The organism is Anaeromyxobacter terrae (genome assembly GCF_022690685.1).
GTDB lineage: Bacteria > Myxococcota > Myxococcia > Myxococcales > Anaeromyxobacteraceae > Anaeromyxobacter > Anaeromyxobacter terrae.
On record NZ_JALCYY010000014.1, the window covers coordinates 20,203 to 35,658 of the forward strand.

At 74.5% G+C, this 15,456-nt stretch carries 14 protein-coding genes; 2 read left to right on the forward strand and 12 right to left on the reverse strand.

All coding sequences use genetic code 11. The annotated features are described in order from the left end of the window. The first annotated feature begins 68 nt into the window (after window positions 1-68). Window positions 69-1,223 carry an MFS transporter gene (locus MNY62_RS08350; RefSeq protein ID WP_242343693.1) on the forward strand — a complete coding sequence of 385 codons (1,155 nt, stop codon included), beginning with the start codon at window positions 69-71 and terminating at the stop codon, window positions 1,221-1,223. A gap of 26 nt (window positions 1,224-1,249) precedes the next feature. On the opposite strand, the gene MNY62_RS08355 is transcribed toward MNY62_RS08350, so the two are convergent. The 3 genes from MNY62_RS08355 to MNY62_RS08365 form a co-directional block, all read right to left on the reverse strand. Then, a complete protein-coding gene (locus MNY62_RS08355) occupies window positions 1,250-1,732 on the reverse strand; it encodes a DoxX family protein (RefSeq protein WP_242343772.1) in 483 nt (160 codons plus the stop codon). Window positions 1,733-1,862: 130 nt separating this feature from the next. Then, window positions 1,863-2,726 carry a putative RNA methyltransferase gene (locus MNY62_RS08360; RefSeq protein ID WP_242343694.1) on the reverse strand — a complete coding sequence of 288 codons (864 nt, stop codon included), beginning with the start codon at window positions 2,724-2,726 and terminating at the stop codon, window positions 1,863-1,865. Window positions 2,727-2,783: 57 nt separating this feature from the next. Then, window positions 2,784-3,836, reverse strand: coding sequence for an NAD(P)H-dependent flavin oxidoreductase (locus MNY62_RS08365; RefSeq protein WP_242343695.1), 1,053 nt, complete (start codon window positions 3,834-3,836; stop codon window positions 2,784-2,786). A 221-nt stretch (window positions 3,837-4,057) separates the two neighbouring features. On the opposite strand from MNY62_RS08365, the gene MNY62_RS08370 reads away from it, so the two are divergent. Then, window positions 4,058-4,912, forward strand: coding sequence for a DoxX family membrane protein (locus tag MNY62_RS08370; RefSeq protein ID WP_242343696.1), 855 nt, complete (start codon window positions 4,058-4,060; stop codon window positions 4,910-4,912). Window positions 4,913-4,919: 7 nt separating this feature from the next. Here MNY62_RS08370 and MNY62_RS08375 read toward each other — a convergent pair whose 3' ends face one another. The 9 genes from MNY62_RS08375 to MNY62_RS08415 form a co-directional block, all read right to left on the reverse strand. After that, window positions 4,920-6,515, reverse strand: coding sequence for a methyl-accepting chemotaxis protein (locus MNY62_RS08375; RefSeq protein WP_242343697.1), 1,596 nt, complete (start codon window positions 6,513-6,515; stop codon window positions 4,920-4,922). 101 nt (window positions 6,516-6,616) lie between these two features. After that, entirely contained in the window at window positions 6,617-7,465 is an 849-nt protein-coding gene (locus MNY62_RS08380; protein ID WP_242343698.1) for an ABC transporter permease, read from the reverse strand. Then, on the reverse strand, window positions 7,462-7,920 hold the full coding sequence (locus tag MNY62_RS08385) for a nitrous oxide reductase accessory protein NosL (RefSeq protein WP_242343699.1): 459 nt from the start codon (window positions 7,918-7,920) through the stop codon (window positions 7,462-7,464). Before MNY62_RS08385 ends, MNY62_RS08380 begins: the two co-directional genes overlap by 4 nt. After that, window positions 7,917-8,840 (reverse strand): ABC transporter ATP-binding protein, encoded by a 924-nt coding sequence (locus MNY62_RS08390; RefSeq protein WP_242343700.1) that lies wholly within the window; start codon window positions 8,838-8,840, stop codon window positions 7,917-7,919. The genes MNY62_RS08385 and MNY62_RS08390 overlap by 4 nt, the downstream gene beginning before the upstream one ends. Further along, window positions 8,837-10,231 (reverse strand): nitrous oxide reductase family maturation protein NosD, encoded by a 1,395-nt coding sequence (nosD, locus tag MNY62_RS08395; protein ID WP_242343701.1) that lies wholly within the window; start codon window positions 10,229-10,231, stop codon window positions 8,837-8,839. Before nosD ends, MNY62_RS08390 begins: the two co-directional genes overlap by 4 nt. Then, on the reverse strand, window positions 10,228-10,908 hold the full coding sequence (locus tag MNY62_RS08400; protein ID WP_242343702.1) for a hypothetical protein: 681 nt from the start codon (window positions 10,906-10,908) through the stop codon (window positions 10,228-10,230). Before MNY62_RS08400 ends, nosD begins: the two co-directional genes overlap by 4 nt. Window positions 10,909-10,922: 14 nt before the next feature. Beyond that, window positions 10,923-12,827 (reverse strand): Sec-dependent nitrous-oxide reductase, encoded by a 1,905-nt coding sequence (gene nosZ / locus MNY62_RS08405; RefSeq protein ID WP_242343703.1) that lies wholly within the window; start codon window positions 12,825-12,827, stop codon window positions 10,923-10,925. After that, the gene (locus MNY62_RS08410; RefSeq protein WP_242343704.1) at window positions 12,824-14,095 is read right to left on the reverse strand and encodes a c-type cytochrome; all 1,272 of its coding nucleotides are present in this window, start codon (window positions 14,093-14,095) and stop codon (window positions 12,824-12,826) included. Before MNY62_RS08410 ends, nosZ begins: the two co-directional genes overlap by 4 nt. A gap of 3 nt (window positions 14,096-14,098) precedes the next feature. Continuing rightward, window positions 14,099-15,454, reverse strand: coding sequence for a cytochrome b (locus MNY62_RS08415; RefSeq protein WP_242343705.1), 1,356 nt, complete (start codon window positions 15,452-15,454; stop codon window positions 14,099-14,101). Between the last annotated feature and the right edge of the window lie 2 nt (window positions 15,455-15,456).

Genomic DNA, 15,456 nt, shown 5'->3' on the forward strand with positions numbered 1-15,456 from the left:
CGCCGTCCTCGTGAGCCGAGCCCGCGGTGCATCGGCCCGAAGGCCGCCGCTGCGGTATCGTGCGCGCGATGGATCGCGAGCGCGTGGCGCTGTACGTCGGGACGGTCGCGGCCTACGCCGACATGTACGTGACGCAGCCGATCCTCCCGCTGCTCTCGCGGGAGTTCGGCGTGGGCCCGGCGCGCGCGGGGCTCACCGTCTCGGCGGTCGTCCTCGCCGTCGCGGCCGCCTCGAGCGTGTACGGCCCGCTCTCCGACGCGCTCGGGCGGCGGCGCGTGATGGCGAGCGCGACGGCGGTCCTCTCGCTCGCGACCCTCGCCTGCGCCGCGGCCCCCTCCTTCGGCGCGCTCGTCGGTCTGCGCGCGCTGCAGGGCGCGTTCGTGCCCGGGATGACCGCCGTCTCGGTGGCCTACGCGGGCGACCGCTTCTCCCCCGCGGAGCTCGGGCGGGTGGTGGCCGGCATCATCGCCGCGTCCGTGGTGGGCGGGCTCGTCGGGCGCGTGGGATCGGGCGCCATCGCCGCGCACCTCGGCTGGCGCGCCGCGTTCGTGGCGTTCGCGGCGCTCACCCTCGCCGCGGCGGCGGTGCTCGCTCGGGGGCTCGCGCCGGGCGCGCGCGTGGTGGGGCGCGGGGTCGTCGCGGCGTACGCCGGGATGCTGCGCCACCTCCGCGATCCGCGCCTCGCAGGCGCCTACCTCGTCGGCCTCTCGCTCTTCTTCGGCTGGATCGGGATCTTCACCTACCTGCCGTACCACCTGTCCGCGCCGCCGTACGGGCTCTCCACCGCGGCGGTCTCGAGCGTGTACGTCGTGTACGCGGCGGGCGTCGTGGCCTCGCCGCTCGCGGGCAGGCTCTCCGGTCGCGTGCCGCCGTGGCGGCTCATCGGCATCGGCCTCGCCGGGGAGGCGCTCGGGATGGCGCTCGCGCTCGCGCGGCCCCTGCCGCTCGTGGTGGTAGGCCTCGTCGTGCTCGTGCTCGGCACGTTCACCGCGCAGGCGGTGGTGCCGGCCTTCGTGAACGCCTCGGCGCGGACCGCCAAGGGCGGCGCGAGCGCGCTCTATCTCGCCTTCTACTACGCGGGCGGGACGCTCGGCTCGGCGCTCCCCGGCCTCGCCTGGCAGGCGGGCGGGTGGGGCGCGGTGGTGGCGGTCTGCGCAGCGTCGGTCGGGGTCGGCCTCGCGGCGAACGCCGCGCTGTGCGGGCGCGGCGAGCCCGGGTCGTAGCGCTGCCGCTCCGCCTGCCTGCCGCGCTACTTCAGCAGCTTCACGAGGCCGAGCGCCCGGGACTGGCGCCGCGGGGCGAGGGCCCATCCGCGCCAGCTGCGCGCGACGCTCCGCTCGACGAGCTCGTGCGTCGAGAAGCGACCCGGGCCGGCGGTGAGCAGCGCGGCGGCGATCCCCATGAGGGCGAGGTTGAACTCGAACCCGCCGTTCACGTTCGAGAAGCCCTTCGGCGCGTGCACCTTCGCGACGGCGACCGCCTGCGTGCCGAGGATCGCGAGCGCGCCGAGCCGGGTGCCGATCCCGAGGATCGCGGTCGCGCCACCGAACACCTCCGCGAGGCCGGTGAGCGCGGCCCAGGTCGTCCCGGGCTTGAAGCCGAGCCCCTCGAACATCTCCCCGGTCTGCTTCGGCCCCTCGCCGCGCAGCTTCTGCAGGCCGTGGTAAATCATCGTCGCCCCGAGCGAGGCCCGCACCGGGACGAGCGCAACGTCCTTCGCGACAGCGGTCATCGAGCTCACGAGATCTCCCCCCGGAGAAATCTGGTGCCCGGGGCGTGCACGACAAGCAGCGCGCCGCCTCACGGGCGCCGCCATGCCGGGCGGCGCACCGGGGGCCCGCCCGGGCCGCCGCGGACGGTGCTCAGCCTGCGCGCGGCCGGTAGGTGCCGACACGGACCGCCGCGGTGACCCGCACCGGCTCGGGGAGCGCGGCGATCCGGGCGGCGAGCGCGCCGGCGTCGGCGTGCCACGCGCTCGGCCCCATGCCCACGAGCGTCCGCACCTCGGCGTGCCCGAGGGTGAGCACGCGCGCGGCGTGCGTCTCCCCGGCGAGCACGAAGCGCTCCCCGAGGCTCGCCTCGACGCGGTCGGCCTTCTCGGGGTCCACCGCGAGGAGGCTCAGGGCGTCCACGAGCGCGCCGAGGTGCTCGGGCGCGGGCGTGACGACGAGGAGCGCGCCGTCCTCCGAGAGCACGCGGTGGAACTCGGGACCGTTGCGCGGCGCGAAGACGTCGAGGACGAGCCGGGCCGCACCGCCGGCGATCGGCAGGCCGGCCCACGTGTCGCACAGCGCGGCCGCCGCCCGGGGGTGAGCGCGCGCGGCGCGGCGCAGCGCCGGCTTCGAGACGTCGAGCGCGAGGCCCGAGGCGTCGGGGAGCGCGTCGAGCACGGCGGCGAGGTGGTGCCCGGTGCCGGCGCCCGCGTCGAGGACGAGCCTCGCGGCGTCACCCCCGCCGGCCCAGGCCTCCCGCGCGGCCGCGACGAGCGCGTCCGTCACGAAAGCGTAGTGCCCCGCGGCGAGGAACGCCGCGCGGGCGGCGATCATCTCGGCGGTGTCGCCCGCGTGCGCGCGGCGGCCGGTGTCGAGGCTCACGTAGCCCTGCCGGGCGAGGTCGAAGCTGTGCCCCGCGGGACAGCGCAGCGCCCGGCCGCTCCCGGCGGCGACCTCGGCGAGCGCCGCCGCGCAGAGCGGGCAGCGCAAGGCGTTCAGGATCTCGGCGAGCATCGCGGCGGGCTTAGCACGAACCGCGATCGCTCGCGCGGGGACTCGCGTGCGCCGGCCTCACGCCCCCAGCTCCTCGACGAGGCGCCGGACGAGCTCCCGCGCCGGCAGCGCGCGCGCTCGCGCGACGCCCTGCCCGGCCCAGAGCGACAGGAGCTCGGCGTCTCCCGCGCGCGCCGCCGCGGTGCGCATCGGGCGCGTGAGCGCGTTCTGGAGCGGGTAGGGGAGGATCGCGCCCGGGTCCGCCCCCACGAGACGCATGAAGTCGTTCACGAGCCCGCGCGCCGGCCGCCCCGAGAACGCGCGGGTGAGCGCGGTGGTGTCGGCGCGCGCGGCGAGGAGCGCCCGCTTGTAGGGCTCGGACGTGCCGCCCTCCGGCGTCACGAGGAACGCGGTGCCGAGCTGAGCGGCGGAGGCTCCGAGGCGCAGCATCGCCGCGATGTCGCGACCGTCCATGAGCCCTCCCGACGCGATCACCGGGAGGCGCACGGTGGAGACGCTCTCGCGGACGAGCTGCGCGGTGGGGACGAGCGCCGCCTCGAAGGGCCCCGCGAACGTTCCCCGGTGCCCGCCGGCCTCGGCGCCCTGCGCGACGACGGCGTCGACGCCGGCCTCCTCGAGCAGCCGCGACTCCTCGGCGGAGGTGGCGGTCCCCATCGTGAAGATCCCGCGCTCGCGGAGGCGCCGCAGGGCGTCCGCCGAGGGGATGCCGAAGGTGAAGCTGAACGCCGCGGGGCGTGCGTCGAGCACGATCGCGAGCTGGGCCTCGAACGGATCCTCCGGCAGCGACGGGACCGTGGGCGGGGGGATCCCCAGCCTCGCATGGATCGGCGCGAGGAGCTCGAGCATGCGCTGCGCGTCTCCGCTCGCGCGCGCGTCCCACCCGCCGGCGAACAGGTTCACCGCGAATGGCCTCGCCGTCCTCGAGCGGATCTCGCCGATCGCGTCCTCGAGCTGCTCGGGCGTGAGGTATGCGGCGCCGAGGCTGCCGAGCGCGCCCGCCTCGGAGACCTCCGCCACGAGCGCGTTCGTGGGCACGCCGCCGAGCGGCGCCTGGATGATGGGGTGCTCGATCCCGAGCCGCGCGACGAGCGCGTTCGCCTGGCCTGCCATGCGGTCTCTCCCTTCGCACCCGGCGGCCTCGCGCGAGTCCCTGGGGGGGCGCCCGCGGAGGTCGTCCCGAGGCTTAAGGTGGGAGGCGGGGCGGCGTCAGGCCCGCGCGGCGGGACGCCCCGTCGGTGGAACGCCGGCGATCGCGCCGAGCGTCCTTGCGAGGCCGACACCCGAAGGGAACGGTGGGAACTCGGCGCCCGCCTCGGCGTGTCCCAGGCGCCATGCAACCGACCTCGCGCGCCGATCTCTCCCTCCTCGTCCTCCGGCTCCTCGCGACGCCCATCTTCGTCGGCGCAGGGGTGAAGCACCTCGTCGCCTCAGGCCGCGTCGCGGCGCGGCTCGCCGCGGCGCCGCACGCGGACCTCGCCCTCGCGCTCGCTCCCGCACGCACGCTGGTCGTCCTCTCGGGCGTCGCGCTCCTCGCCGGCGGGCTCGCGCTCTTCACCGGCCTGTTCACGCGCGCTGCCGCGCTCGGCCTCCTCGCCGTGCTCGTGCCGATCACCGTCACCGTGCAGCTCGGCGCCGAGACGAATGGGCCACTCCTCAAGAACGTCGCCATCGCGGGCCTGCTCCTGCACCTCGCGCTCTCGGGCGCGGGCGCGTTCGCGCTCGACGCGCTCCTCTCCCGGCGCTGGCGTCTGCGCGCCGGCGCTGCGGGCGCGGCCATCGCGGCGGCGCTCCTCCTCGCCGCGGGAGGCCTCGCGCCGGCCTCGACGGCGCGGGCGGCCGAGCCGCCGGCCGAGCGGCGGGTCGTGCTGCTCGTGCAGGGGGCCCAGCAGCTCGACCCGGTGCTCACCACCGCCGGGCAGATGCTCGCCGGCCGTGGCCTCCCGGCGCGCGAGGTGCGCGTCATCGCCTGCGGTGGCGCGCTCGAGGCGCTCCTGCGCGGCAGCCCCGCGGAAGGCCAGGTCGCGAAGGCGACCGCGGCCGGCGTCCAGCTCGTCGCCTGCGGCCTCACGCTCGAGAAGAAGGGGATAGAGCCGTCACGGCTGCAGGCCGGCGTCGGCGTCGTGCCGAACGGCATCGTCGAGGCCCTGCGGCTCGAGTCGGAGGGCTGGCTGTCCCTCGCGCTGTAGCCCCGGCTCAGGCGGCCGCGCGCGACCGCGGCGGCAGCTCGCGGCGCGCCGCGCCGCCGTCCGCCTCGACCTGGAAGAAGGCGATCGCGGCGCGGAGCGACTTCGCCTGGCCGGCGAGCTCCTCCGCGGTGGAGGCCATCTCCTCGGCCGCCGCCGCGTTCCGGCCGACGATCCGCTCCAGGTCCGCGAGCGAGCCGCTCACCTCCTCGGCGCTCGCACCCTGACCGTGGGTCGCCCCGGTGATCTCCCGGACGAGGCCGGCGGTCCGCTCCACGCCGGGGACGATCTTGGCGAGGGCGCTCCCCGCCTCCTCGGCGACCGCGACGCTCGTCCCTGCGAGCGCCCCGATCTCGCCGGCTGCGCGCCGGCTCCGCTCGGCGAGGCGCCGGACCTCGGCAGCCACGACGGTGAAGCCGCGGCCGTGCTCGCCCGCGCGCGCGGCCTCGATGGCGGCGTTCAGCGCGAGGAGGTTGGTCTGGTAGGCGATCTCCTCGACGATCGAGATCCGCTCGCCGATCTCCTTCATCGCGGCGACCGCCCGCCCGACCGCCTCGCCCCCGGCGCGGGCGTCGCGCGCCGCGGTGGTCGCGGCCGCGCCGGTGCGGGCCGCCGCCTCCGCGGTCCTTTGCGCGAGCGCCGCGATCTCCCGCATCGCCGCGGCGGCGCGCTCGGCGGACGCCGCCTGCTCGGAGGAGCCGTGCGAGAGCTCCGCCGAGCTCTGCGCGAGCTGGCCGCTCCCCGCCGCGACGCCCTCCGCCGCCGCCTGCGCGCGCGCCACCACCTCGCGCAACGCCGCGAGCATCCGGCGCAGCGCCTCGAGCAGCCGCCCGACCTCGTCCGCCCCGTCGTCCTCGACCGCGAGGTCGAGCCGTCCGGCGGCGACGGCGTCGAGCGCCTCGCCGAGCCGGGCGAGGCGCGCCGTCACGGTCCGGACGAGCAGCGCGGAGACGACGAGCCCCACCGCGAGCACCAGCGCGCCGAGGCCGAGCGAGCGGAGGAGCGCGTCGCGGAGCGCGGCGTCCAGCGTCTCGGTGTGCACGTCCACGCCCAGGAAGAACTCGGTCCCCGCGGGCGAGCGGAGCGGTACGTACACCGAGCGCAACGAGTCGGTTGGGTCGACGTAGGTGTCGAAGTGGACCTGGTGGTCCGCCCACGCCGCGCGGAGCCCGGGGCTCGGGTGCGCCGTCCTCTGGAAGAACGCCGGCCCGGTGCCCTTCTCCAGCTCCTCGCGCGTGGCGCTCGAGGACGTGAACGCGCCCGAGCCGTCGCGCACCACGACGGTGTAGACGTAGGCGAGCCCGCTCTCCTCGACGAGGGCCGACAGGCGGCGCTGCAGCGCGAGGTGGTCCGCGCGGGAGACCGAGCTCGCGTCGCGGATCCCGTCGTGGAACGGCGCGAGGAAGAGCGCCGCCGCGCGCGCGCAGGTGAGCAGCTTGTCGTCCAGGGCGGCGCGGATCTGCGCCTCCTGCGTGCGCTGCGCGAGGGCGACGAACGCCGCGGTGACGAGCAGGTTGAGGGCGGTGAGGACGACGAGGAGCTTCGTCCGGAGCTTCAGGTCCCGGAACCGGAGCGGCAACCCGCGCTCCCTCGCTGGTCTGACCATCGCCCCCTTCTAACGCCGCTGCGACGCTGTGACCCGTGACGCGTTCACGGGACGCTGGCCGGCGTGGGGTCGGGGCGGCACGGAGCGCACCCCCTCCCACCTCACAGGTCGATGTGCCCGAGCCGTCGGATCGCGGCCGCGACGGGCAGGACGATCCACGCGAGCACCGAGGCCCCGAGGAGCAGCGCCGCGCCCACCGGGCCGCCGGTGAGGCGCAGGAGCGCGAGCGACGCGGCGCCGAAGGCAGCCGTGCCCTGGACGGCGAGGAGCGACCCGACCCGGATCGCGCTCGCCGGGTTCAGGACGACCGAGGCGACGAGGAGGCGCGACGCCGCGGTCGAGCGGAGCAGCGTGGCGATGCCCAGGGCCGCGACGTCGACGAGCACCGTCGCGGCGAACCAGACGACGAGCGCGAGCGCGAGCGCCCGGACCCGCTTGCGCCCCACCGCCCCGGCGCCGACGAGCGCCGCGATCGCGAGGAACACCGCGGTGAGGAGGATCGCGCCCAGCACGAGGAGGAAGTACGCGCCCGCGCCCTCCTCCCCGGCGTTCAGGAACACGACGAGCCCCGCCGCGCCGAAGCCGATGAGCTCGGCGGCCGAGAGCGCGACGAAGAGGCCGGCGAGCTGCCCGAGGAGGACGACGCCCCGCCCGATGGGCTGCGAGAAGAGGAGCTCGGCGGTGCCCCGCTCCGGCGCGACGGCGAGCACCCCCATCACGAGCGCCGCGAGCGGCACCACCAGCACCACGAGCTGCACGAGCGACACGCTGGTGCGCGCGAAGTCCTCGAAGCCGCTGCCGCCCGAGAGGATGTAGCCGCTCGCGGCGACCCCCACGGCGAGCAGCGCGAACACCGCCGCGAAGATGGCGGTCCAGCGCGAGCGGACCGCGAGCGCGATCTCCTGGCGCGCCACGAGGGCGAGGGCGGCGAGCCGGGTCGGCGCGCTCATCTGCCGTCCGGTGGCCCGGCGGGGCCGAAGATCTCCGCCGCGCTGGCCGGGACGCCGCCCTGCGCGGCGGGATCCGCGTCGCGCGAGGCGGCGTCCGCGTGGGCGACGAGGTGGGAGCCCATGGGCGTCTCGAGGCGCGGGCTCCGCGTGTACACGGCGCGCGCGGTCCGGACCCACTCGCCCGTGCGGTGATCGGCGACCCACGCCACCGCCCGCGCGCGCGGGCGGGACGCCGCGAGGTGGCGGGCGAGGCAGCCGAGGTCGTCGAAGAACAGCGGCTCCTCGCCGGGCGCCACGAGCTGCGCGGCGAAGTGGCGGTCCGAGACCGCCATCCGGCAGAACGCGCAGGCGTCGTGGCGCGTGTCGAGCGGCGCGGGGGCGGGCGGCCCGGACCGGCAGGCGAGGGCAAAGAGGAGCGCGACCGCGGGGAGCGCGCGAGAGAGGGAGCACGTCATGCGCGAACCTCCGGCCCGGCGCGCTCGGCGGCGCCGACGAGCTCGTCGTAGAGGAGATCGAGCCTCCCCTCCTCCGAGGAGAGCCCGCGCAGCTCGGCGCCGCTCGCGCGCACGGCCTCGAGCGCGGCGGCGCGCACCGCGGCGGGCCCGATCACCACGATCTCGTCGTCGTGGAGCGCGGCGCCGGGCGCGATGCGCGCGAGCGCGGCGGCGAGCGTGGCCGGAGCGCGCGCGACGCGCAGGCGCAGCACCCCGCGCCGGGCGAGGCGATCCGCGAGCTCGGCGCGATCGAGGTCCCCCACGAGCGCCCCGTCCACGAGCACCGCCACCCGATCGGCGAGCCGCTCGACGTCGGCGAGCTGGTGCGTGCTGAAGAGCACCGCGCGCCCCTCGCTGCGGCCGCGGTCGGCGAGCGCGTGGGCGGCCGCGAGGCCGGCGCGGTCGAGGGAGGAGGTGGGCTCGTCGAGCAGGAGGATGGGCGCGTCGGCCAGCGCCACCACGGCGAGCCCGAGCCGCTGGACCATGCCGCCGGAGTAGGTCCCCACCGGACGGTCCGCCGCGCCCTCGAGCGCGGCCATCCCGAGCGCCGCCTCGGTGCGCCCGGGCGCGGCGCCCCGCAGCCGCCGGTAGAACTCGACCACCTCGCGCCCGCTGAGCGCCTCCGGGAACGCGACCTTCTGCGGGAGGAACGAGACTCCGCGCCGGGCCTCGGGCAGCGCCGCGGAGCGGAGCGGCTCGCCCACCTCCACGCTGCCGTCGGTCGGCCGGACGAGCCCGGCCGCGGCCTTGAGGCAAGTGCTCTTCCCGGAGCCGTTCGGGCCGAGGAGCGCCACGACCTCGCCGCGGCGCACCGCGAGGTCGACGCGCGAGACCGCCCGCTGGCGGCCATACCGCTTGCCGAACCCGTCGAAGCGGATCACGCCGCCTCCGCGGGCCGCCGAGGTCGCGCGCCGGCGAGCAGCGCCCCGCCCGCGGCGAGCGCCGCGAGCGAGCCCGCGAGCCCGAACGGATCGGGTCTCCGCGGCCGCGGCGAGGGGCGGGGGACGGCGGGGAGCGGGGGCGGGCGCGCGAGGGGCCGCCGGTCGGCGACCTCGGCGGGCGCGAGCACCGGGAACGCGCGCTCGGCCACCCCCAGCGCCGCGGCGGCGAGGCTCTGGGCGAGCAGATCGGCGGCGGTGAGGTTGCCGCGCAGGTGATCGAACAGGCTCCCGAGCACGAACGGCCGATCGGAGACGCCGTCGCCGTCGAGGTCGGGCTCGTCGTTGTCCGACCAGTAGTTGCCGTCGAGGACGGTGTCGGTCCGGCGGCCCACGAGCGTGAGGGAGGTGAGGTTCGCGATGAAGGCGTTCCCCTCGATCCGGTTCTCGCCGCACGAGTCGTACACCACGAGGGCGGTGTCCGACTCGGCCACGACGTTCCTGCGCAGGAGGTTGCGGTAGGAGCCCTCGAGGAAGACGCCGCGCGCGTTGTCCGCGAGGAGGTTGTCCTCGGCGAGCGAGTCGTCGCAGGCCTTGAGGAGCAGGCCCACCGAGGCGAAGCCGCGGTTGTGGAGGAAGCGGTTCCGCCGGAAGACGAGCCGCCGCGAGTACATGAGCACGCCGCCGGCGTCCGAGCGCTCGAAGAGGTTGTCCTCGAAGACGTTGTCGTCCGAGTACATGAAGTGGATCGCGTAGCGCAGGTCGCGGACCGAGTTGCCGCGGATCGTGCCGTGCGGCGAGGACTGGATGTAGAGACCGTCGCGGCAGTCGGCGATGTCGTTCCCCACGAGCGTGAACCCGTCCGTGTTCCAGACGTGGATGCCCGAGCCCTTCTCGCCCGGATCCTTCCCGCGGATGCCGCGCACCACGTTCCCCTCGACGCGCGCGCCGGGCGCCTCCCGCAGGTACACGCCGAAGAGCGCGTTCGCGATCCGGTTGTCGCGCACCACGGCCCCCGGGGCGGAGACGTGGATGCCCGAGCTGTCGCGGCCGAGATCACCGCCGCCGCGCCCGTCCACGTCGAGCCCCTCGACCGTCACCCCCGCCGCCCGGATCCGCACCACGCTCCCCTTGCCGGAGCCGCGCAGCAGCGGCCGCCCGCGCCCGGCGAGCCGGAGCGGGCGGTCGATCACGAGGTCGCCGTCGTACGTCCCCGGCCCGACCTCGACGGTCGCGCCCGCAGGCGCTGCGTCGACGCGCGCCTGGAGCGGGGAGGCCTCGCCGGGGGGTGGCCGGCCCTCGAGCTGCCCCGGCGCGACGCTGGGCATGTCGCCCGCGGCCTGCGCCGCGAGGAGCGCCACGAGGAGCCCCTCGACGAGCGGCGCCGCCGTCATGCCTGCTCGGCGGCGAGCTCGCGGCGAGCGCCGCGGACGGCGAGGACGAACGCGACCGCCATCGCGACGGCGGCGACGATGATCGCCCACGTGCCAATCCCCGGGTACGAGTACACCTCGAAGTTCGCGAGCTGCTTCGACCCGAACACCGGCGGCATGAACGGCGGGACCTTCACGGGCGCGGTCGGCGCGAGCTCGTGGCCGTACGCCCACATCGTCTTCGCGAACGACCACAGGGAGAACGCGCCGACGTACAGCGACAGGACGGTCACGTCGAGCACGTTCCCGACCGTGCCGAACACCGCCGCGCGGAGGAGCAGGAGCGCGAGCGCGCCGAAGACGAACGGCATCCACAGGAACTCCTTGAAGCTCTCCTGCGCGAGATCGTGCATGCCGATGTAGTGGTTGAGGAGGTTGATCTCCTTCAGATCCTGGCCGCCGTTGCCGCCCACGAGGCGCGAGGCGTGGATGTGGAGCCGCAGGCCGTCCTGGTACTGCGGCGCGAACATCGTCATGTCCCACAGCGACTGCGTGAGGGCGACGACGAGCAGCGCCGCCGCGAGCACGAGGAGCGCCCGCGGCGCGGCGCTGATCGGGGAGTCCAGCACCCGATGGCTCCTCACGATGTAGCCGCGCAGCCGCCCCCGCGGCGCCGCCATCACCAGCTCCGATCGCATCGCCCCCTCCGTCGTCAGTCGTGCTCCTCGCCGTGCTTGCGGCCCTTCTCGTCGCCTCCCGCGCGCGGCTTCACGATGAGATAACCCTGCATCTCCTGGTGGAGCGCCGAGCAGAAGTTCGTGCAGTAGTAGGGGAACACGCCGGGCTTGTCGGCCTTGATGGTGACGGTCTTCGTCTCGCCGGGATCGACGACCAGGTTCCGGTCGTAGCCGAGGAGCCCGAACCCGTGGAGCTCGTCGGTGGTCTGCTCGATGTTGGTGATGGCGAACGTGACGGTGTCGCCCTGGTTCACCTCGACGCTCGTGGGCGTGATGGTCGAGCGGACCACCACGGTGCGCACGACGACCCGGTCGCCCTCGCGCTTCGGGCCCGCCTCCTTCACGTCCCAGGTCGCGAGGGGGTGCTTGTTCTCCTCCTTCGGATAGACCTCGATCGGCTTCACCTTGTCCGCCTTGATGATCTGCGCGTAGTGCGGCTCGGGCTCGGTGAAGGCGTCGTAGAGCAGCTTCATCTTCTCCTCGGTGATGTCGATGAGCTGCGACGACTCGGGCTGGGAGGGGCCGAGGGACAGGTGGCGCCCGTGGGAGAGCTTGTTCAGGGACACGACGTACTTGCCGTCCGGGCTCACCGTGTCACCCTCGGCGGCGGCGAGGTGGCCGACCGAGTACGAGACCGGGATCTTGTCGACGACCTCCCACGTGCCGAGCTTCCACTTCGCGATGGCGCTGTCCACGAACAGCGAGGTGTAGGCGAAGCCGTCCGGGCCGAACTGCGTGTGCAGCGGGCCGAGGCCCACCGGCACCTCGGCGTCCTTGATCGACTCGTACTTGAGCACCGGGATCCCGTCCTCGTCGCCGATGAAGTCCTTGTTGCGGATCGCCGTCTGCACCTTCTCGAAGTTGAAGGCGGTGGTGACGCCCTGGAGCTTGCCCGAGCCGATGATCCACTTGCCGTCGGGAGACACGTCCACGCCGTGCGGCGACTTCCCGCAGGGCATGAGGTAGATGAGGCCGGGGACCTCGCGCGGGTCGAGCACGCGCACGCCGCCGATCATCTTGCCCTTGCCCTCGGCGATGGACTTCTCGGCGAGCCGCCAGTCCACCGCGGCGATGTAGTCGCGGTCGCGCTGCGAGGCGGTCACCTCGAGCTTCCCCGTGCCCCGCTCGGAGTTGTAGCAGGTGAAGAACATCCAGCCGTCGGACACGCCCTTGCCGGCGTCGCCGAGGTCCCAGTCGAACGGCGGCGTCACGATCTCCCAGCCGAGCGACATCTCGCCCGACTTGGGATCGATCTTCACGCCGACGACGACGCCCTTGTAGTCCGTCGCGTACTTCTCGATCGGCGCGTAGGTGCCGAGCGGGATCGGGACCGAGAAGCGCGACGACATCATCGCGTACTCGGTGTTCGGCGTGACGAAGGACGAGCCGTGGTTCCCGGAGACGTTCGGGATGGGCCCGAGGATCTGCTTCGTCTTGAAGTCGCGCAGGTCGATGCGCGCGACCCGGCCGTTCATGTCGTTGATGAACAGCCAGCGGCCGTCGTAGTCGCCCTTCGTCTCGGAGAGCGCCGGGTGGTGGGCGTCACCCCAGGTGTACGCCCCGAGCATCTTCCGCGTGTCGTCGTCGTACCCGTAGCCCGTCCCCGGGTAAGGCGTGAACACCGGGATGGTGCCGAGGTGGCGCATCGAGGGCAGCCCGTAGACGAACACCTGCCCGGAGTGCCCGCCCGACGAGAACATGTAGTACTCGTCGAGATCGCCGGGCGCGACGTAGGTCTTCTGCGCGGCCACCGCCACGTCCGAGGCGGCGGCTGGCGCGCGGCGCCCGCCCTTCGGCTTCGACGGCGCGCAGCCCGCGACCGAGATCATCGCCAGCGCGGCCGCAGCGATCGCGACGCGCCTCTTCCCCTGCAACGTCATGGCGTCCTCCTCGTGTTCGCGGGCTCGCCGCCCGGCTCCCTGGGCTTCGCGGCGGGCTCCTCTTTCTTCGCGCGCTCCTGCTGCCAGGCGGCGAACGCCTCGCGGAGCTTCGCGATCGCGACCTTCTTCTCCTCGGGCGTGAGCACGATCTGGCGGGAGAGCACCACCGCCATCGTGCCGGTCGGCGCCGCGAGGAAGTCGTCGAGGGTGCGGCCGAAGCGCTTCTGCACGTCCTCGACGGCGATCGACAGGTCGGGGCCGATCTGCGCGGGGCTCCTCACGCCCAGCGACGAGATGCTGTGGCAGACGAAGCAGCCGGTCTTCACGAACCACGCGCCCGGCCCGGTGCGCATCCGCTCCTCCTCCGCCACCTCCTGCGGCGTCTGCGGCTCGCTCCGCGGCGCGCCGGGGGCGTAGGACGCCGGCAGCGACGTGCGCCGCCACGACGTGACCAGCATCGCGAGCGCCTGCACCTCGCGCGTCGTGAACCCGAAGTTCGGCATCACCGTCTCGGGCACGATCGCCTTCGGCTCCTTGAGGTGCGCCACGTGCCAGGCGAAGGCCGTCTTCTGGCCGAGCAGGCGCGAGTGGTCGTACTGCTCGGGCGCCTTGTCGCCGACGTAGGTCAGGTCGGGGCCGATCGTGCCGCCGCGCCCGTTCACGACGTGGCACGCCCGGCAGCCCTTGTCGCGCACGAGCTTCTTCGCGAGGTTCACCGCGTCGGCGCCCTTGGTCTCGCGCTCGTAGCGGTGGCACAGGTTGCAGTTGATCTGGATGAGCGCGCCCTTGTCCTCCCAGGCGAGCGAGTACGCCTCGCCGAGGTAGGGCCCGAGCACCGGCTCCTCCCAGTGCGGCGCCGGCCCGTGCGCCTCGTCCGCGTCGATGGCGTAGCCCTGGCCGCCGTGGCAGGCGGTGCAGCCGAAGCGCTGGACCGGGTGGATCCGGATGATCTCCGGCGGGTGCGTCCGGAACGGCTCCTCCGCGTCCTCGAAGCCCTTCCACGGCCCGGCCTGGTGGCAGGTGATGCAGCGATCGGCGCGGCGCAGCTCCGGGGCCCAGATCTGGACGAGCCCGTCGTGGACGCCCTGCGCCTTCTCCGCGCCGAACTTCTCCTCGACGCGCTTGCGGAACTCGGCCTGGTACCAGCGCCAGTCCTTCGCCCGATCGCTCCAGACGAACAGGACCGTGGAGACGACGAGGAGCACGCCCACGATCGCGAAGACGAGGCGGTCACGGGAGGCGAACGGCGATGGGGTGACGGGTTCCATGGCCTAGAACCGGGTCGGCATCTCTGGCCAGGCCTGCCACGGCCAGTAGAGGTGCCAGTAGGGGCCGCGCGAGAAGGTGCCGACGATGGTGAGGAGGATCACGATCGCGACGATGACGAGGAACACGGCGTTCTGGGTGCGGCGGCTCCGGGGGAACCACCGCCCCGCCGCCGCGGCCGGGCTGCGATCGAGCCACGGCCAGACGACGAGGAGCGCGACGAGCAGGCCGGGCAGGATGACGCCGCCGACGAGCGCCCCGTTCACGGTGAAGGAGCCGATCCGGATCGTCGTGTCGGTGACGATCTCCTGCAGCCAGAGGAAGTACCAGGGGGCCTTCGCCGGGTTCGGCGTGACGAGCGCGTTCGCCGGCTCCTCGAGCGGCGACGGGACGAACACCGCCAGGATCGAGATCACCGCGACGGTGCCGAGCATGACGAGGGCGACGCGGCGGGTGAGGTCCGGGACCGAGCTGACCGTGGTCTCCGGCCGCTCGACGGACGAGGCGCGGATGAGCGGCCCCTGCCCGCGCGCGACGCCGAGCAGCGAGTAGGTCTTCGTGCGCGTGCGCTCGGCGGGGACCTCCGCCGGCGCGGGCAGGCGCGTCGCGTGGTCGGCGCGCGCGAGCCCGCCGTCCTTGCGGATGCGCCACATGTGGTAGGCGAACAGCACCCCGAGCACGCCCGGCAGCACGATCACGTGCAGGACGTGGAAGCGCGTGAGCGTCGGCTGGTCGATGGCGCGTCCCCCGAGGAGGAGCTCGCGCATCTGCGCCCCGACGAGCGGCACCGCCGACGCGATGTTGGTGCCGACCGTCACCGCCCAGTAGGCGAGCTGGTCCCACGGGAGCAGGTACCCGGTGAAGGACAGGAACAGGGTGAGGAGGAACATCACGACGCCGATGACCCAGTTCCACTCGCGGTTCTGGCCGCGGCCGACGCCGTTCTTGTACGCGCCGGTGAGGAAGACCCGCGCGAGGTGCAGGAAGACGACCGCCACCATGAGGTGCGCGCCGAGCCGGTGCACCGCCCGGATCCAGGAGCCGAACGTGACGACGTTCTCGATGTCCTTCACGGACCCGTAGGCGCGCTCGACCGAGGGGATGTGCAGGAACAGGAGGGGGATCCCGGACGCGACGAGGAGCGCGAGGAGCGCGGTCGAGATGGTCCCGAGCCAGAGCGAGTAGCGCCACTCCATCGACTCCTTGAGCGAGCGCGCCGGGAACCAGTGGAGGATGAAGTTCGCGACGATCGCGTCGCCCGCCTCGCGATCGGAGGCGGGGCGCACGCTCCACAGGCGGCGCAGGTGGACGCCTGGCGCGGGGCGGGGCGCTTCGGGCGGGACGGTCGGCAGGACGGCCATGG